The sequence below is a fragment of the Myxococcales bacterium genome (genome assembly GCA_016720545.1).
Classification (GTDB): Bacteria; Myxococcota_A; Polyangia; order Polyangiales; family Polyangiaceae; genus JAAFHV01.
This window is the reverse complement of record JADKKK010000001.1, coordinates 543,905-557,872: the sequence shown is the minus strand read 5'-3', so window position 1 is coordinate 557,872 and position 13,968 is coordinate 543,905. Positions and strand designations below refer to the sequence as shown.

The window sequence follows — 13,968 nt, the reverse complement described above, 5'->3', positions numbered from 1 at the left end:
GGGCCTCCTCCACCGGGTGGTAGAGCAGGCCATAGCCCTTCTGGCAGCACGTCGACGGGAGCGGGGGAAGGTGCGTCTCGAGGTCGATGAGGTGCGGTGGCGGCCGTGGGCGACGAGCGTATCAACGCTTCGAGGGCGCGCGATCCCCGCGTCTCGAGGCGCTCACGGCTTCTGGGCGTGACACACCCCGCTCTCACAGATCTGGGGCTCAGGGCAGTCCACGTCCTTGGCGCACGCAGGCTTGGTGCACGTCCCGGCGCGGCACACGCGACCACCGCGGCACTCGGCGTCCGTAGTGCACGCGCTCATGCTCGGCGTGGCCGATGGCGTCGCGCTCGGCTCGGCGCTTGGCGCCGCGGTGGGCGCTGCCCCAGCGTCCGTCGCCGGCGAGGTCTTCACCTTCTCCAAGCGCGACAGGATGGAGCGCTCGAGCGTACCCGTGGAGCCGCACTTGTGGCGCACGCTCGAGTCGAGGCGCACCTGCCCTCCGAACAGGCCGACGTTCTCATAGGTGTTCACGAGGCAGTCGAAGAACGCGTTCACCGTGACCTTGGTCTGCCGTGGACCCTGTGCGCGGAGCAACACGTTGAAGTGCGTCCGGTGATCGGCGTGCTCCACCTTGCCGTTGGGGTTCGGGCCAGGGGTGCCGCAGCTCATGACGGTCTCGGCTTGGGCGGTCGGCATCACGTGCTCCGTGGCGAGCAGCCCCGAGGTCTTGTCGATGTTCTTGATCGGCAGACCTCGCGTGGCGAACCACTCGACGGTGGCGTCCCACACGGCGTCGAGCGGCGCCTCGACGACGATCTCCGTCTCCACCGGCTTGCGCGGGGCCGAGGGCGTTGGCGGCTCACATCCAATCCACACCATCGCTCCCATCGCCGCCACCCCGAGCCACGTCGGACATCGCCCTTGGAACGCCATGTCCGAGTGTGTGCAAGTCGCAAGCCAGGCGAGACCCGGCTGGGCTGCGGCCGGTGCCGCCACGCAACCCGTGCGCGCGCGCTGGAACTCGAGCGCGGTCGCCGCGGCGAGTGGCCCGAAGGGCGGCAAATGCTGCGCGCGCGCGCGACCGGTGCGCGTGCGGCTCGAAGCCCCGGGTGAGCCTCGCGCGTGCGCACTCACCCCTCGCCACATGCTCCGCTGAACGGTCCCCCGAGGTCGCGCGTCCACGGTAGGCTCCCGCCCGGAGGTCCCTTCGATGCGCTCTTCTCTCGCTCTCCGCTCCGCCGCCCTCGCCAGCCTCGCCGGCCTCGCGCTCGCGTGCGGGAGCACCCCCCATCGACCTCACGATAGACCCCACGGCCACCGCCGATCTCCAGGCCATCTGGGAGCTCAACACCCACGAAAACTTCCGGTGGACCGACCTGCGCATTGTCAACTACGCGGCGGGCGTGTTCGACACGACGCCCACCGCCTCCGAGCCCGTGGTGAGCTTCGGCGCGAACAGCGGCCGACTCTTCTTCGAGCGGTAGCGGCGGCCCGACTCGCGCGGGCGTGGTGCCCGCGCGCTCGCGCCCGTCAGGGAGCCGCGACCAGCCGCCAGTGCGTCACGACCTCCGTCCGATACTCGCGGCGCTCTCGCCGGGTGGTAGCCGGGTAGCTGCAGCCGACCAGCGAGCCGACGCAGTTGAGGGTGACGGGCGTTCCCGTACCCAGAATTCCAGAAAGGCAACGGTGGACACACCGAGCGCGTCGGGGAGGATTGGAGTACCCCGGCCGACAAGCCCTCAGTCTCGGAATGGGGTAGACTCGTGGTGCGCTCTTCGAGGCGGTGGCTCATGCGGGGCTTGGCCGCGATGCTCCTCCTGTCCCTGGCGGCCGCGTGTGGCGGCGACTCGGGGGGCCGCGTGCGCGAGCACCCGGCAAAACTCACCCCTCCTCCAGCCCAGGTCCGCTAGTCCCCTGGAGTCGTGGTTCGTATCAGAAGTCCGGTCTTCGGTGTCATTCCGAGGAGCGAGGGGGTGCCCCGTTTTCGGCGGCGGCGGGCCCGTCCTCAACTCGGACGTCGTTCCGCGCGGTGGAGGCGGCGCTTTGCGCTCAGGGGACAGTGGTTTCGGGTGTGACCGCGCGAGAACGCCGACCCTCGAACATGAGTATCCTCCCACCGCCGCCGAAGACGGGACACCCCCTCGCTCCCTTGTGGCGAAAGGCCGAGCCGCGCGACTTCTGGAAGGGATCACGCTTCCAGGGGACTAGCTAGCACGACTGCCGTTCGCGCAGCGACAAGCTGCGTAGCGAGTTTAGGCCGGAACCGCTCGCCGTAGTGCCCTACGGGACAGGGCCAGTCCGATGATTTACATCGGCCCGTGCGCTCCGTGTTATCTGCGGTCCGCGGTGCAAGAAGCCCGCAAAGGCGGAGGTGATCTCCTTCGAAGAGAACACGCCTACGTACGGCCGCGCCACGATGACCTTCCGCCTTCAAACCACCCCCGGCGCGCGGATCGAATACCTCGACCAGTCGACCTATGCGTCGGCCTCCGGCGACGCGAAGGTGGTGTTCCCGCTCGACAAGGTGACCTCGAAGCCCGGCGGAAAAGGTCTGATTTACTTGACCTTGATTCCCCCTTCGGAGGCGAAGAAGGTCAAGAAGTCTTCAGGGCCCTTCCTCTTCGACTGGCCCGCGGCGGTGACCGTGACAGGCGACTCGGTGTCGTGCGGCAGCCGGCGCTGCCGAGGCAAGCTCGACAGCTCCAGCTCACGGCTCGAGCTGGAGGTCGACCCCGGCACGGTGGTCGAGATCGACGGGCAGACGCTCCCCTCCGGCGGCCCCAAGCTCACGACCACCCTGGACTTCTCGAAGCGCGCCCGCTCTGCGCCCACCTCGATCCTCGGGGACGGCCGCTCCAAGTACAAGTTCGAGGTCCCGATCACGATCACGTTCGCCGACAAAACCAAGCTCGAGGGCAAGCTGCCGCGCGACGGCCGCGCCCTCGGCTTCGTGAACACGCAGCTCGGCACGATCGCCAAGGGGCCCGTCCGCTTCGCCGGCGAGACCGCGGGCCCGAGCGCCAACCGGTCGCTGGTGGTCTACTCCATCCTCGGGAGCAAGGTGCTGGGCACGGCCGCCACGATCGGCGATCTCGACCTCGTCTCGTCGGAGAAGACCACGATCCGCTCGCTCTCGTGCGGTTCGTACCGAAGCCGAAAGACGGGCAACGTGGTGGGGATGAGCCGCCTGCTCCACGACGAGGAGGTGTCGGTCTACGAGCGCCGGACCGGTGCGCTCGTCGCGACGAAGCGCTTCGTGTCGCGCACCCCCGCCTGCCCGGACGTCGTGAGGCCCGGCGCCAGCATCGACGGCTACGTCGACTCGAGCGCCGTCGAGGCGTGGCTCGCGACGTTCTTGAAGTGAGCCGGTCCCGCTCGCCGATTTCGACCGAGCGCGGGCGCGGCGCCTCCGGTGAGCTGGAACCTCTCCCAGGAGCGTCAGGGGGCCCCGCACCGGAGCCACTCCGCGAGGGCGTCACGCTCCGCGCGCGGAGGCCCGCTCGGGCCGGGGGGCATCGCCTCGTTGTCGGCCGCCGAGTTCGCGAAGATGCGCTCGCGCGAGCCGCGAATGGACTCGACCGACGCGAACGAGCGCGAGGAGTAGGCGTTCGCGCCGCCGTGGCAGGTCGTGCAGTGGGTCGTGAAGAAGGCCTTCCCGAAGTTCTCGTAGGTGTAGGCCGTCCCTCCTGGCGGGCACGCGCGCTCGTCGATCGTCGTCGCGCCGCTGCACCCGGTGACCAAGGCGATGCCGGCCACCAGACACGCAACAATCCTCACGCGCCCCCCGGGATGAACTTGAGCGAGATCCCGAGGTCGACACCAAATACCCATCGTGGACCGAGCGCGTCGGGGAACCACTTCGCGTTCGCGCTCACGGTGAGCGCCGGCTCGAGCCTTCGTCCGAGGAGCCTCTGCGGTACCTCGACCCCGAGGGTGAGCCCGCCGCCTGCGCGGTGTCGAATGCCAGCGCCCACGCCGAGCACGACGCCGCCGGGCGCGTCCTCCACGGACACGAGGGACTCCTCGTGTTGGTGAATGGCAAATACGCGCCCATACGGGCGAACGCTCCGTAACGGGACATACCCCGCGACTCCGAGCGAGAGCCCCGTGTTGATGCGATGATCGACGGTGGCATAGCTCTCCCACCCCTGAAACTCGACCGCCACGACGCGCGCGAAGCGGGCCCCGGCGCGCAGGGTCCCGCCACCTCCGAAGTCGCCGCGCCAGCTGGTCGCGTAGGCGCTCGGCCCCGCCATGAGCGTAAACGCCACCGACTCGGCGCGCGCCTGCGCAGGAGAGAGCAGAACGGAGAAGACGGCGAGCGCCGCCGCGAAGCCAAGGAGGGGGTTGCGATCGGCGGGGGGCGCGGAGGGGAGCGTCATGGTCTGCTCGTGAGTGGCCGCCGCGCGGCCCCGTTATGAGCCGGCGGCGACTTTCCTCTCCGAGGTCGCCCCGGCCCCCTCGAGCCGCGCGGAGGAAGGAGACCGAAGGGGACGGCCAAGCCGGGGCGACCCCCACGGGCGAAGGTCGTGCCTCGCCTCCCCAGGGAGGGCACAGGAATGCGCGTGGGGCGCCTTGCGCGGAGGGTCGGCCCATGTATCCTTGCAGGTCTGTAAGGTTGTTCCTTGCAGGTCTGTAAGGCACGGAGGGGAGCCCATGTCGACACCGCCCAGCCACCTGCGCGACCTGCGCGACGAGAGCAGCCCGCTTGCGCGGGCGCTCGAGAGCTCAGCGCTACGCCCGGTGCTCGTCTCCGCGGTGCTCCACGCGGCGTTTCTGTGGCTCGCCCTCCCGCAGGCTTCGGCGGGGGGAGCGGCGCCCCGGCGTGTCGAGTGGATCGACACCTCGCTCGACGAAGGCGAGAAGGTCTCCCCAGCGCCTCGGGTGACCGGCGCCATCGGTCCAAGTCGTGGCCCGGTGCCCCGGTCGACGGCCACGGGCCAACGCCCCGCGCCACCGGTCGTGCACGCCGTGCCGCTCCCCTGGCTCGCCGCCCAGGCCGCCGAGGTGGGCCCCACCCTCGCGCTCGACACCGCCGCGAGCGCGGTCCCGATCGTGCACGGCAACAGCTCCAAGCACGCGGGCGGCGTGTCACAGAGCGCCGCCACGTCGCCCAGGCCCGTATACGACGCGATGGCGCGCGCCGACGGCGTCCCCGACGGCGCGGGCGACGGCGCGGGCGGGGGTGGCGGCGGCAACGACCTGACGCGCATCGCGTCGCTCGGGGGCGACCGCCACTGGAAGTGCCCATTCGCGTTCCAGGGCGAGAACGCCGACCTCGACGGCTCCGTCGTCGTCCACGCGAAGGCCGACGTGCTCCCGAACGGCCGACCCGCGAAGGTCTTCATCATGGCGGCGCCGTCGCAGGGCTTCGCGAACGCCGCAGCCAAGTGCGCCCTCCGCGAGATGTTCGTCACCGCCCTCGACGCCAATGGGGATCCGGTGCGCGGGTGGACCAACCGTTTCCGAGTGGTGTTCACCCGCCGCTGAAGCGCGATCGAGCCTCGGGAAGGCTCGTCCCTTCGTGGCCACTCACGGTCACGCGCCGACTCAGCGGGGCGCCTTGGTCTTCAGCGAGTCGACGGCGTGCACGGGCGCGCGATCGCCCTTCATGAGGTGGGCGATCGCCGAGTACACGAGGCGCTGCGCGTCGACCGGACCCTTGCCGGCGAACGCGGTGGAGGTGACGACCAGGCTGTAATGGCCGCCCCCGCCGGAGGCCTCCACCTGCGCGTCGGGGAGGGCCCCTTGGATGCTGGTTCGGAGGGCGTCGAGGACGCTGCCCTGGAAGTCGGTGGGGTGCTCGCTCATCTCAATACCTCGCCACGCTCGGGTCGATCTTCAGGGACCACGCGTCGATGCCGCCCTCGAGGTTCCACACCTTCCGGAAGCCCTCGCGGAGGAAGTGCTCGGCCGCGCTCCGGCTGCGCATGCCGTGGTGGCAGTGGAACACGAGCACGGTGTCGCGTGGCAGCGCGAGCAGCGCGGACTCGGTCTCCTCCGTGAGGTGTCTGGCTCCCTCGATCTTCGCCGTGCGGCGCTCTCCGTCGGTGCGCACGTCGATGAGCTCGAACGCGTCGCCGCGCGTCTGCATCGCCTGGAGGCCCTCGACCGAGAGCCCTCGCACGCGCGGCGGCTCGTTGGGGTTGTCGATCTTGAAGGCGCCGCCTTGGTCTTCCACCCAGCCGATGTGGAGGCCGTTCACGCGGGAGGCGGTGCCGCGATCCATGCGAACGACGACGCCGCTCGCCGTCGTCTCGACGTCGCTCGTCTCCTTCGGCCCGAAGTAGAGGTCGTACTGGAACTCGGCGTTCACCTCGAGCCGGAGCGTGTCGCCCGAGCCGTCGTCGGCCGAGGTGATCGCTCGCTTCGCGGTGTCAGAGAGGGTGACGGTGGGGGGCGCGGGCGCCTCCTTCGGGGCCGCGCCTAGCAGCTCGCCGAGCTCGCCGGACGCGTAGAGGTCCTTCACGATGTCGCAGCCGCCGACGAACTGCCCGTCGACGTAGAGCTGCGGGATGGTGGGCCACTCCGCGTAGACCTTGATTCCGTCCCGGATCGCAGGATCCTTCAGCACGTTCACGGTCTCGAAGGGCACGCCCACTGTGGTGAGGATCTGCACGACCTGCGAGGAGAAGCCGCACTGAGGGAAGTGCTTGCTGCCCTTCATGAACAACACCACCTTGCTCTTCGCGAGCTCGGCCTCGATCTGCGCCTTGACGGGTTCGGGGAGCGACATGGCTCCTTCCTCGTATGCCGGCGACGCGGCGTCAAGGCGCGCGCGACCTAGCTCGAGCGTGGCGAGCGAGTCAGCCCTCGGCGCGCGCTCCCTGCGGCTCGGTCGCGGCTTCCTTGCGCGTCACGCTGCCGACGAGCGGCATGTGGTCCGAGAGCCCCCAGAAGTGCCCCTCGCGCTTGCCGAACGGGAAGGTCTCGTGGAGCTCGTGGAACACGAGCTCGGGGCTCGTGAAGGCGTGGTCGATGTGCATGCGCAGGTGCATGAATCCGGCCGTCGGGAACGCCTTGAGCCCCGCCTCGTCGAGGCCGTGGAGGTCGGTCAGGGCGTGCCGCAGTCCCTCGTCCGAGACCCGCTGGATGACCGGTGAGCCGGGCGCCGCGTTGAAGTCGCCCGCGAGCACGAGGCCTCCTCCGCCCCGGTGGGCGCGGACGAACGCGAGCAGCGCCTCGATCTCGGCGAGCTGGTTTTCTCCGTGCCCCATCTTGTCGCCGCGTCGCCAGAACTGGCGCGAGAACGCCTGCGGCAGCGACAGGTGCGTGTTGAACAGATCGATCTCGCCGAGCTTCGGGTGCGCGACGCGCACGTGCGCGCAGAGCCGCGTCTGCTTCAGCGAGGGGAACCAGTAGCCCTCGCGCTGGGTGATGTCCTCGGCCTTGGCGTGCAGAACCGGCAGGCTCTTGCGCACGAGGATGGCGAGGCCGGTCGTGTACACCGGGCTCGCCTTCAGGCCGTACACGTGCGCCGGGAAGTAGTGAGGTGCGTACGCGTCGAGCGTCGTGCGCTTCAGGGCGAGCTCGGCCGCGAGCACGCTGGAGAACGTCTCGATCTGCGGGGCGCCGCGGCCCCAGTGCAGCGCGTTCGACCGGAGCGATCGCGTCTCGATCTCTTGGAGCATGAGCACGTCGGGGAGCGGATCGAGCCTCGCGACGGCCGCGGCGATGCGGCGCATGCCGCCCTCGGTGCTCGCGACGCCGCGCGTGCCGTGGCCGAAGTATCGCACATTGTAGGATACGACGCGCATCACCCCTCCGTGGCGCCGCGCGGGCGCTCGTCGCGCTCGTCGCGCTCGCCGGTCGACCTGAACGTCACGCAGAGGTTGTCGCGCGGCATCTCGACGACGCGCTCGCGCGTGAAGCCTCGGGCCGCGGCGACCGCGGTCACGTCGTCGAGGCAGCGCACGCCCCAGCGCGGATCGCGCACGCGGAGGCTCGCGTCGAACCGCGCGTTGCTCTCGGCCGTGTGCCGGCCCCCCTGGCGGTACGGCCCGTAGAGGAGCACGAACGCGCCGCGGGCGAGGGCGCGTTCGGCGTTCTCGAAGAGCCCGACCGTGGCCTCCCAGGGGCTGATGTGCAGCATGTTGATGCACACGAGGCCGTCGAAGCGCGCGCCGTCGCCGATCGCGGGCAGTCGCCAGGTGTCCGTCGCGTCGAGGCGCAGGGGCGGCAGGATGTTGGTCGCGCGGGCCTCGAGCCGCCACGCGTCGATGCTCGCGAGGCTCGCCAGGTCGAGGTCGCTCGGCTGCCAGGTCACGAGCGGCAGGTGCGTGGCGAAGTGCACGGCGTGCTCGCCCGAGCCGCTCGCCAGCTCGAGCACCCGCACCGGCTCCTCGCGAGCGTCTGCCGCCTGCGCCGCCCGTCGCGCGGAGCACAGCGGCGCCAGGACCTCCAAGATCGGGTCGCGATTTCGGGCGACGGAGGGGGAGCTCAGGCGATCGTCCAAGCCCCATATTCCATCACGAATCGGCCCACTTGTCTCGCGCGCGTCGAAGGCGAGGGCGCGACCAAACGCGCTCCCGTACGACGCCTACGACGCCGCGCGCTCGAGCTCTGCCTCGAGCCACGCGAGCGCGGCCTCCCACGCTTCGTGGCACGGGCCCGCGTGGTGCGCCGTCACGAGCGCCATGTGGTCGGGCGCGGGGGCACCGCCCGTCGAACCGACGACGAACGAGGCGCGCGGGCCGCGCGTCCGCGCAAGAAAGCGCCGGCCGCTCTCGGGGAGGCAGGCGAGGCGATCGCCCTCGCTGAGGAGCGCGCACACCGGGATGTCCACGCGCGTGAGGGCGGCGAGGTAGTCGTCGCGCGCGTCGTCGCTGCGCCACGAGCCATCGCGCGCGGTGCGCAGGAAGGCGCCGACCGCCGAGGGGCGCGCGTCGTCGCTGCCGACGCGGAGCGCGCGCGCGGGGAAGCCTCCGAGCCCGTGCGTGAGGCCGGTCATGAGCGTCGCAACGCCGCGCTTCAGCGCCTGGCGCGCGAGGGACGGCTCGAAGGTGGGGTGCCACACGTTGGCCGCGACCGCGAGCACCGCGTCGGCGCCGAGCAGCCCGAGCCCCTGCGACGCGAGCGCGACGTGACCGCCGAGCGAGTGGCCCACGACCACCACGCGCCCGCCGCGGTCCTTCGCGCACGCGACCACGGCGGGCAGATCGTGCCGCACGAAGGCGTCGTAGCCGTCGCTCGGCGAGTCGCCGTGGCCGCGCGCGCCGTTCGGCGAGTCGCCGTGGCCGCGAAAGTCGAAGGCGAGCGTCCGATAGCCTCGCCGCGCGAGGCGGGCCGCGAGCCCCTGGCCCCGCGGCCGCTCCCACTCGACCCGCCGCGCGAACGCGGCGTGGGCGAGCACCAGGGTGCCCCGCGGCGCGGGCCACGCGAGGATCGGCGGCTCGCGGAGCGTCGCCCGCAGCGACACGCCGTCGGCCGTGCGGAGCTCCAGCTCCTCCGCCCCTCCCTCCTCGTCGGCCGGCGCTGCGCTTCGGGTCACCATGTCAGTCGAGGGGCAGCACCCACGCGTCGTCGCCCACGGCGAGCTCCAGGTGCTCGGCGGCGAGCGCCCCGATCTCGCACTCCTCGTCGCCGGGGCCCGCCCGCACCGGCGAGAGCACCGCGCGGAAGTACGGCGCCGACTCCAGGTGACGCGCGACGAGGGCGCGCGTCTTCGTGGGCTCGCTCGCCGGTACGAGCCTCGAAATGCGGGATTTTTCGGTGCGCTGCACGAGCGTCACCTCGTCGGTGAGGGCCGTGAAATGGGGGCCACCGTCGAACGGGTCGACCCGCTCGGCGTACCGAAATCCGATGCGCCGCAGCATCTTCTCGACGCCGCGGGTCTGCGCGCCCACCTTCCCGATGACCTCCTGCGCGAGCTTGGGCAGGAGCGAAGCGTACAGCGTGCCCTCGGGGAACAGCGCACGGATGAACTCCTTGTTGCGCTTCGAGAGTCGGTCGGCGTCGGCGTAGGTCATGTCGGTGAAGTGCCGGCCGAGCGCCTCCCACAGATGCGACGTGCCGTCCTTCTCGAGGGGAGGGAGAAGCTCGGCGAGGAGCTCGTCGCGGAAGAGCTCACGGTGCATTTTGATGAACAAGAAGCGCACGTACGACACGAACTGTCCGAGGCGCTCGGGCACCCGCCGGTAGTCGGGGAGCAGCACGAGCCCGCCGATCTCGGTGGGTCCGTCGTACGAGTAGCCGATGGAGAGCGTCGTGTGCTTGAAGTGCTTGTCGAGGGTCTGCGAGTACCGCTCCTCGTCGATCACGTCGAGGTAGATGTACGGCGCTTCGCGGCGCCCGAGCTGCCCGAAGATCATCGAGGTGCCGATGATCTTGTCTTGGGTCTTGTCCACCAGCACGAAGACGTACTCGCGGCGCTTCGGGTCCTTCGTGGCGCCCGTGAAGCTCTTGTGCGCGGCGTCCAGAATGAGCCGCACCCCTTCCCTGTCGTCAGGTAAGTTGACTGTATTCAGGTGGCGCGCGACCGAGAGGATTTGCTCCTCGTCGGAGGGCAGCGCGCCGCGTATCTCGTAGTCGAGCATAGACCCCGAACGACGAGGGTATCACATCCCCGCGCGTGGGCGCCGCGCCGGATGGTGCGCGTTCCCCCTGCCCAGCGCGGGCGCCGTGGCATAGGCTCTGCCCTCATGCACCGCCTCGCTCGCCCCGCGCTCACGTTGCTCCTCGCGCTCGCGGCCGTGTGCTCCCTCACGCTCTCCGGCTGCAAGAGCTGCGGCGGGGGACCCGCGGGAAAGACCCGCGTCGCGGTGTCGATTTACCCCGTGTACGACCTCGTGAAGCGGGTCGCGGGGCCCGACGCCGACGTCTCGCTGCTCCTCCCTCCGGGCAAGAACGAGCACACGTTCGACCCCACGCCTCACGACGTGGAGGAGGTCGCCAAGTCGAGCCTCGGCGTGATGGTGGGCCTCGGGCTCGACCCGTGGATGGAGCGCCTCATGAAGGACGCCGCGCCGAAGGCCAAGCTCCTCCGCGTGGGCGATCGCGTGCCCACCCGCAAGGTCGAGCTCGAGGCGATCGGCGAGGAAGAGGCTCACCATCATGGCGAGAAACACGGCGGGAAGGACGACGACGACGATCACGACCACGAGAAGGGCGCGCTCGATCCCCACGTTTGGCTCGACCCGCAGAACGCGCGCCTCATCGTGCGCGCGTTCGCCGAGGAGATCGCCAAGCTCGACGCCGCGCACGCCGTCGCGTACCGCCAGCGCGCCTCCGCCCTCGAAGACTCTCTCGAGGCGCTCGACAAGGAGCTCGAGGCGCGCACGAAGGCGCTCCCGAAGAAGGGCTTCGTCACCTTCCACGGCAGCTTCGGCTATTTCGCGGCACGCTACGGGCTCACGGTGCTGGCCGTCATCGAGCCGTTCCCCGGCGCGACGCCCACGGGCGACTACGTGCAGAAGGTGCTGACGGTCATCAAGGCCAAGCAGGTGCCCGCGCTCTACAGCGAGCCGCAGCTCGACCCGAGGCCAGCGAAGGTGCTCTCCGACGAGGCCAAGGTCCCGCTGGGGGTGCTCGACCCCGTGGGCGGCGGCGCCGAGACCGACAGCTACGAGAAGACCCTCCGCTTCAACGTGGCGCAGCTCGAGAAGTATCAGAAGTGAGCGCGGGACCGCCCTCGTCGCTCTCGGACCGCCCTCGTGGGCCCGCCTCGCGGCGGCTCGAGCCCACGACGTTTCACGGCACGCGTCCGCCCGACGAGGGGCCCCGCGCGCTCGACGTGCGAGGCGTGAGCGTGTCGTTCGGCAAGCGCGCGGTGCTCGAGGACGTCACCTTCCACGTACCCGTGGGCGAGTTCCTCTGCCTCTCCGGCCCGAACGGCGCCGGCAAGAGCACCCTGCTCAAGTGCGTGCTCGGCTTGCTCACGCCCACCAAGGGTTCGATCCGCATCGCCGGGCTCCCGGTCGCCGAGGGCCGGGCCAAGGTGGGGTACGTGCCCCAGCGCAAGGCGTTCGATCGCGATTTCCCCGCCACTCCCCTCGACGTCGTGGTCGCCAACCTCCGAGGGCGGTGGCCGCTCGTCATTCGCAGGCACGAACGCGACGTGGCCATGGCTGCCCTCGAGCGCTGCGGCGCGGCCCGCCTCGCGGGCGCCTCCATGCGCGATCTGTCGGGCGGCGAGACCCAGCGCGTGTTCCTCGCGCGTGCGCTCGTGACCAAGCCGGCGCTCCTCATCTTGGACGAGCCTACCGCGGGCGTCGACGTGGGCGGCCGCGCCGCCATCGTCGATCTGATGGCGGAGATCAGCGCCAGCGAGACCATGGCCGCCGTGTTGGTGACGCACAACCTTCAGGCCATCGCGCGCTGCGCGGAGCGCGTCGTGTACCTCGAGCGGACGGTCCGCGCGTGGGGCCTCTGGAGCGAGCTGTCCAACGTCTCCGACCTCTCCGCCATCCAGGTCGGCGACCACAAGACCATGGCGCTCGACGGCGACTGAACCTGCGGTCACGCCCCTGGAGTCGGGGCGCGCGCGGATTAGCCCGCCGCGGGGGGCGGGGCCGCCATCAGCGCGAGCGCGTGGGCGCGCACCTCGCGGGTGAGATCGATCGGGCGCCCCTCGAGGACGAACGTGCCGTCGGGCTGGCGCCGCGAGGCGTGGATCTTCACGCGGAAGCCGAGCTGGGGAGCGTCGACGAAGGTCGCGTCGATGCGCGAGCCGGGCGGCGAGGGCACGGTCGACGAGAGCGTGAGGGCCGTGTCGGACACCTTCACGAACCGCGCGAAGCCGCCGCGGCTCCACGCGAGGTGCCACGAGGAAGCGGTGGGGTCGGTCGAGGTGGCCGCCGCGCCCGTGTCTTCGCTCATGCGCCCTTCCTCCCGCGGCCGATGGCCGCCCGCGCCTCGCGGTCGGCGGTCTTCTTCGCCATGTCGGCGCGCTTGTCGTGGAGCTTCTTGCCTCGCGCGAGGCCCACCTCCACCTTGACCCGTCCCTCCTTGAGGTAGAGCCGGAGCGGGATGAGGGTGTAGCCCTCGCGCGTGAGCGCGCGCTCGATTCGCACGATCTCGTTTTTGTGGAGCAGCAGCTTTCGCGCGCGTCGGATGTCGTGGGGGAACGCAGCGGCGCGCTCGAACGGCCCGATGTGGAGCTGCTTCAGCCACACCTCGCCGCGGTCGACCGAGGCGAACGCGTCGACGATCTCCACGCGCCCCTCCCGCATCGATTTGACCTCGGAGCCCACGAGTACGATGCCCGCCTCGAAGACGTCGTCGATGTCGTAGTCGAACGTCGCGCGACGGTTCTTGACGACGAGCTTCTCGCCCGGGTTCTTGTCCGTCTTGGCCACGCCCGTCGTGTACCACCTTGCACCCCGGCCAAAAAGTGCCTATCGCGGCGGCATGCACCCGCGAGTCAAGGGCCCCACCATCGCTCCCTGGTCGCGCGTCCGCACGGAGCTCGTGGCGGAGTACCGCGTGTTCGGCGTCGAGCGCCACGCGATCGTCGACGGCGCGGGCCAGCCGCGCATGAACGTGAACACCTTCCGCATGAACGACTGGTGCAACGTGATCGCCATCACGCCCGAAGACCAGCTCGTCCTCGTTTGGCAGTACCGCTTCGGCACCGGCGCGATGAGCCTCGAGGTCCCAGGTGGCGTCATCGACCCCGGCGAGACCCCCCTCGAGGCCGCCGTGCGCGAGCTCCGCGAGGAGTCGGGGTACGAGGCCGCGTCGATCGAGCCGCTCACGTCCGTGCTCCCCAACCCGGCCATGCAGGGGAACGTGTGCCACGCGTTCGTGGCGCACGGCGCGGTGCCCTCCGGGGCGCAGCAGTTCGACGAGCTCGAGGAGCTCGAGGTCGTCCTCGTCGATCTCGCCGACGTCCCCGCGCTCCTCGACGAGGGGGTCATCCGGCACGCGCTCGTGGTCAGCGCGCTGGAGACGTTTCTTCGGCGCCGCCGACGCTGAAGGCGCGCCACGAGGGGCGCGCCCTGCCCGGGCACGATGCGCCACTGTGCACGATGCGCGCGCCGT

Annotated in this window: 16 protein-coding genes; 5 read left to right on the top strand and 11 right to left on the bottom strand. The window is 70.7% G+C overall.

The genetic code is table 11. The features are described 5' to 3' along the window. Positions 1–162: 162 nt before the first annotated feature. Positions 163–921, bottom strand: a complete 759-nt coding sequence (locus IPQ09_02325) for a hypothetical protein (protein ID MBL0193059.1) — start codon at positions 919–921, stop codon at positions 163–165. Between the two features lie 1,438 nt (positions 922–2,359). Here IPQ09_02325 and IPQ09_02320 point away from each other — a divergent pair. Continuing rightward, entirely contained in the window at positions 2,360–3,352 is a 993-nt protein-coding gene (locus tag IPQ09_02320; GenBank protein MBL0193058.1) for a hypothetical protein, read from the top strand. 74 nt (positions 3,353–3,426) lie between these two features. On the opposite strand, the gene IPQ09_02315 is transcribed toward IPQ09_02320, so the two are convergent. Both IPQ09_02315 and IPQ09_02310 read right to left on the bottom strand, forming a co-directional pair. After that, positions 3,427–3,744 carry a cytochrome c gene (locus IPQ09_02315; GenBank protein ID MBL0193057.1) on the bottom strand — a complete coding sequence of 106 codons (318 nt, stop codon included), beginning with the start codon at positions 3,742–3,744 and terminating at the stop codon, positions 3,427–3,429. A gap of 17 nt (positions 3,745–3,761) precedes the next feature. After that, positions 3,762–4,370: a hypothetical protein gene (locus IPQ09_02310; GenBank protein ID MBL0193056.1), complete on the bottom strand. Its 609-nt coding sequence runs from the start codon at positions 4,368–4,370 to the stop codon at positions 3,762–3,764. A 274-nt stretch (positions 4,371–4,644) separates the two neighbouring features. Between IPQ09_02310 and IPQ09_02305 the strand changes: the two genes are divergently transcribed. Continuing rightward, complete coding sequence (locus tag IPQ09_02305) at positions 4,645–5,478, top strand: hypothetical protein (protein ID MBL0193055.1); 834 nt, start codon at positions 4,645–4,647, stop codon at positions 5,476–5,478. A 60-nt stretch (positions 5,479–5,538) separates the two neighbouring features. Here IPQ09_02305 and IPQ09_02300 read toward each other — a convergent pair whose 3' ends face one another. The 6 genes from IPQ09_02300 to IPQ09_02275 all read right to left on the bottom strand — a co-directional run bounded on the left by IPQ09_02300 (position 5,539) and on the right by IPQ09_02275 (position 10,523). After that, positions 5,539–5,799 carry a BolA family transcriptional regulator gene (locus tag IPQ09_02300; protein ID MBL0193054.1) on the bottom strand — a complete coding sequence of 87 codons (261 nt, stop codon included), beginning with the start codon at positions 5,797–5,799 and terminating at the stop codon, positions 5,539–5,541. Position 5,800: 1 nt separating this feature from the next. Then, the gene (gene grxD, locus IPQ09_02295; GenBank protein MBL0193053.1) at positions 5,801–6,724 is read right to left on the bottom strand and encodes a Grx4 family monothiol glutaredoxin; all 924 of its coding nucleotides are present in this window, start codon (positions 6,722–6,724) and stop codon (positions 5,801–5,803) included. A 70-nt stretch (positions 6,725–6,794) separates the two neighbouring features. Then, positions 6,795–7,745, bottom strand: coding sequence for an endonuclease/exonuclease/phosphatase family protein (locus IPQ09_02290; GenBank protein MBL0193052.1), 951 nt, complete (start codon positions 7,743–7,745; stop codon positions 6,795–6,797). Beyond that, positions 7,745–8,452 (bottom strand): DUF938 domain-containing protein, encoded by a 708-nt coding sequence (locus IPQ09_02285; GenBank protein ID MBL0193051.1) that lies wholly within the window; start codon positions 8,450–8,452, stop codon positions 7,745–7,747. Before IPQ09_02285 ends, IPQ09_02290 begins: the two co-directional genes overlap by 1 nt. 75 nt (positions 8,453–8,527) lie before the next feature. After that, on the bottom strand, positions 8,528–9,481 hold the full coding sequence (locus IPQ09_02280) for an alpha/beta fold hydrolase (protein ID MBL0193050.1): 954 nt from the start codon (positions 9,479–9,481) through the stop codon (positions 8,528–8,530). A gap of 1 nt (position 9,482) precedes the next feature. Then, complete coding sequence (locus tag IPQ09_02275) at positions 9,483–10,523, bottom strand: arginine N-succinyltransferase (GenBank protein MBL0193049.1); 1,041 nt, start codon at positions 10,521–10,523, stop codon at positions 9,483–9,485. Positions 10,524–10,628: 105 nt separating this feature from the next. On the opposite strand from IPQ09_02275, the gene IPQ09_02270 reads away from it, so the two are divergent. After that, positions 10,629–11,603, top strand: coding sequence for a zinc ABC transporter substrate-binding protein (locus tag IPQ09_02270; protein ID MBL0193048.1), 975 nt, complete (start codon positions 10,629–10,631; stop codon positions 11,601–11,603). Then, the gene (locus IPQ09_02265; protein ID MBL0193047.1) at positions 11,600–12,436 is read left to right on the top strand and encodes a metal ABC transporter ATP-binding protein; all 837 of its coding nucleotides are present in this window, start codon (positions 11,600–11,602) and stop codon (positions 12,434–12,436) included. The genes IPQ09_02270 and IPQ09_02265 overlap by 4 nt, the downstream gene beginning before the upstream one ends. A 38-nt stretch (positions 12,437–12,474) precedes the next feature. Here the strand turns inward: IPQ09_02265 and IPQ09_02260 are convergent, their stop codons facing one another. After that, on the bottom strand, positions 12,475–12,804 hold the full coding sequence (locus tag IPQ09_02260; protein ID MBL0193046.1) for a hypothetical protein: 330 nt from the start codon (positions 12,802–12,804) through the stop codon (positions 12,475–12,477). Further along, complete coding sequence (gene smpB / locus IPQ09_02255; GenBank protein ID MBL0193045.1) at positions 12,801–13,283, bottom strand: SsrA-binding protein SmpB; 483 nt, start codon at positions 13,281–13,283, stop codon at positions 12,801–12,803. The genes IPQ09_02260 and smpB overlap by 4 nt, the downstream gene beginning before the upstream one ends. 52 nt (positions 13,284–13,335) lie before the next feature. On the opposite strand from smpB, the gene IPQ09_02250 reads away from it, so the two are divergent. Then, positions 13,336–13,902, top strand: a complete 567-nt coding sequence (locus IPQ09_02250) for an NUDIX hydrolase (protein MBL0193044.1) — start codon at positions 13,336–13,338, stop codon at positions 13,900–13,902. The last annotated feature ends 66 nt before the right edge of the window (positions 13,903–13,968 follow it).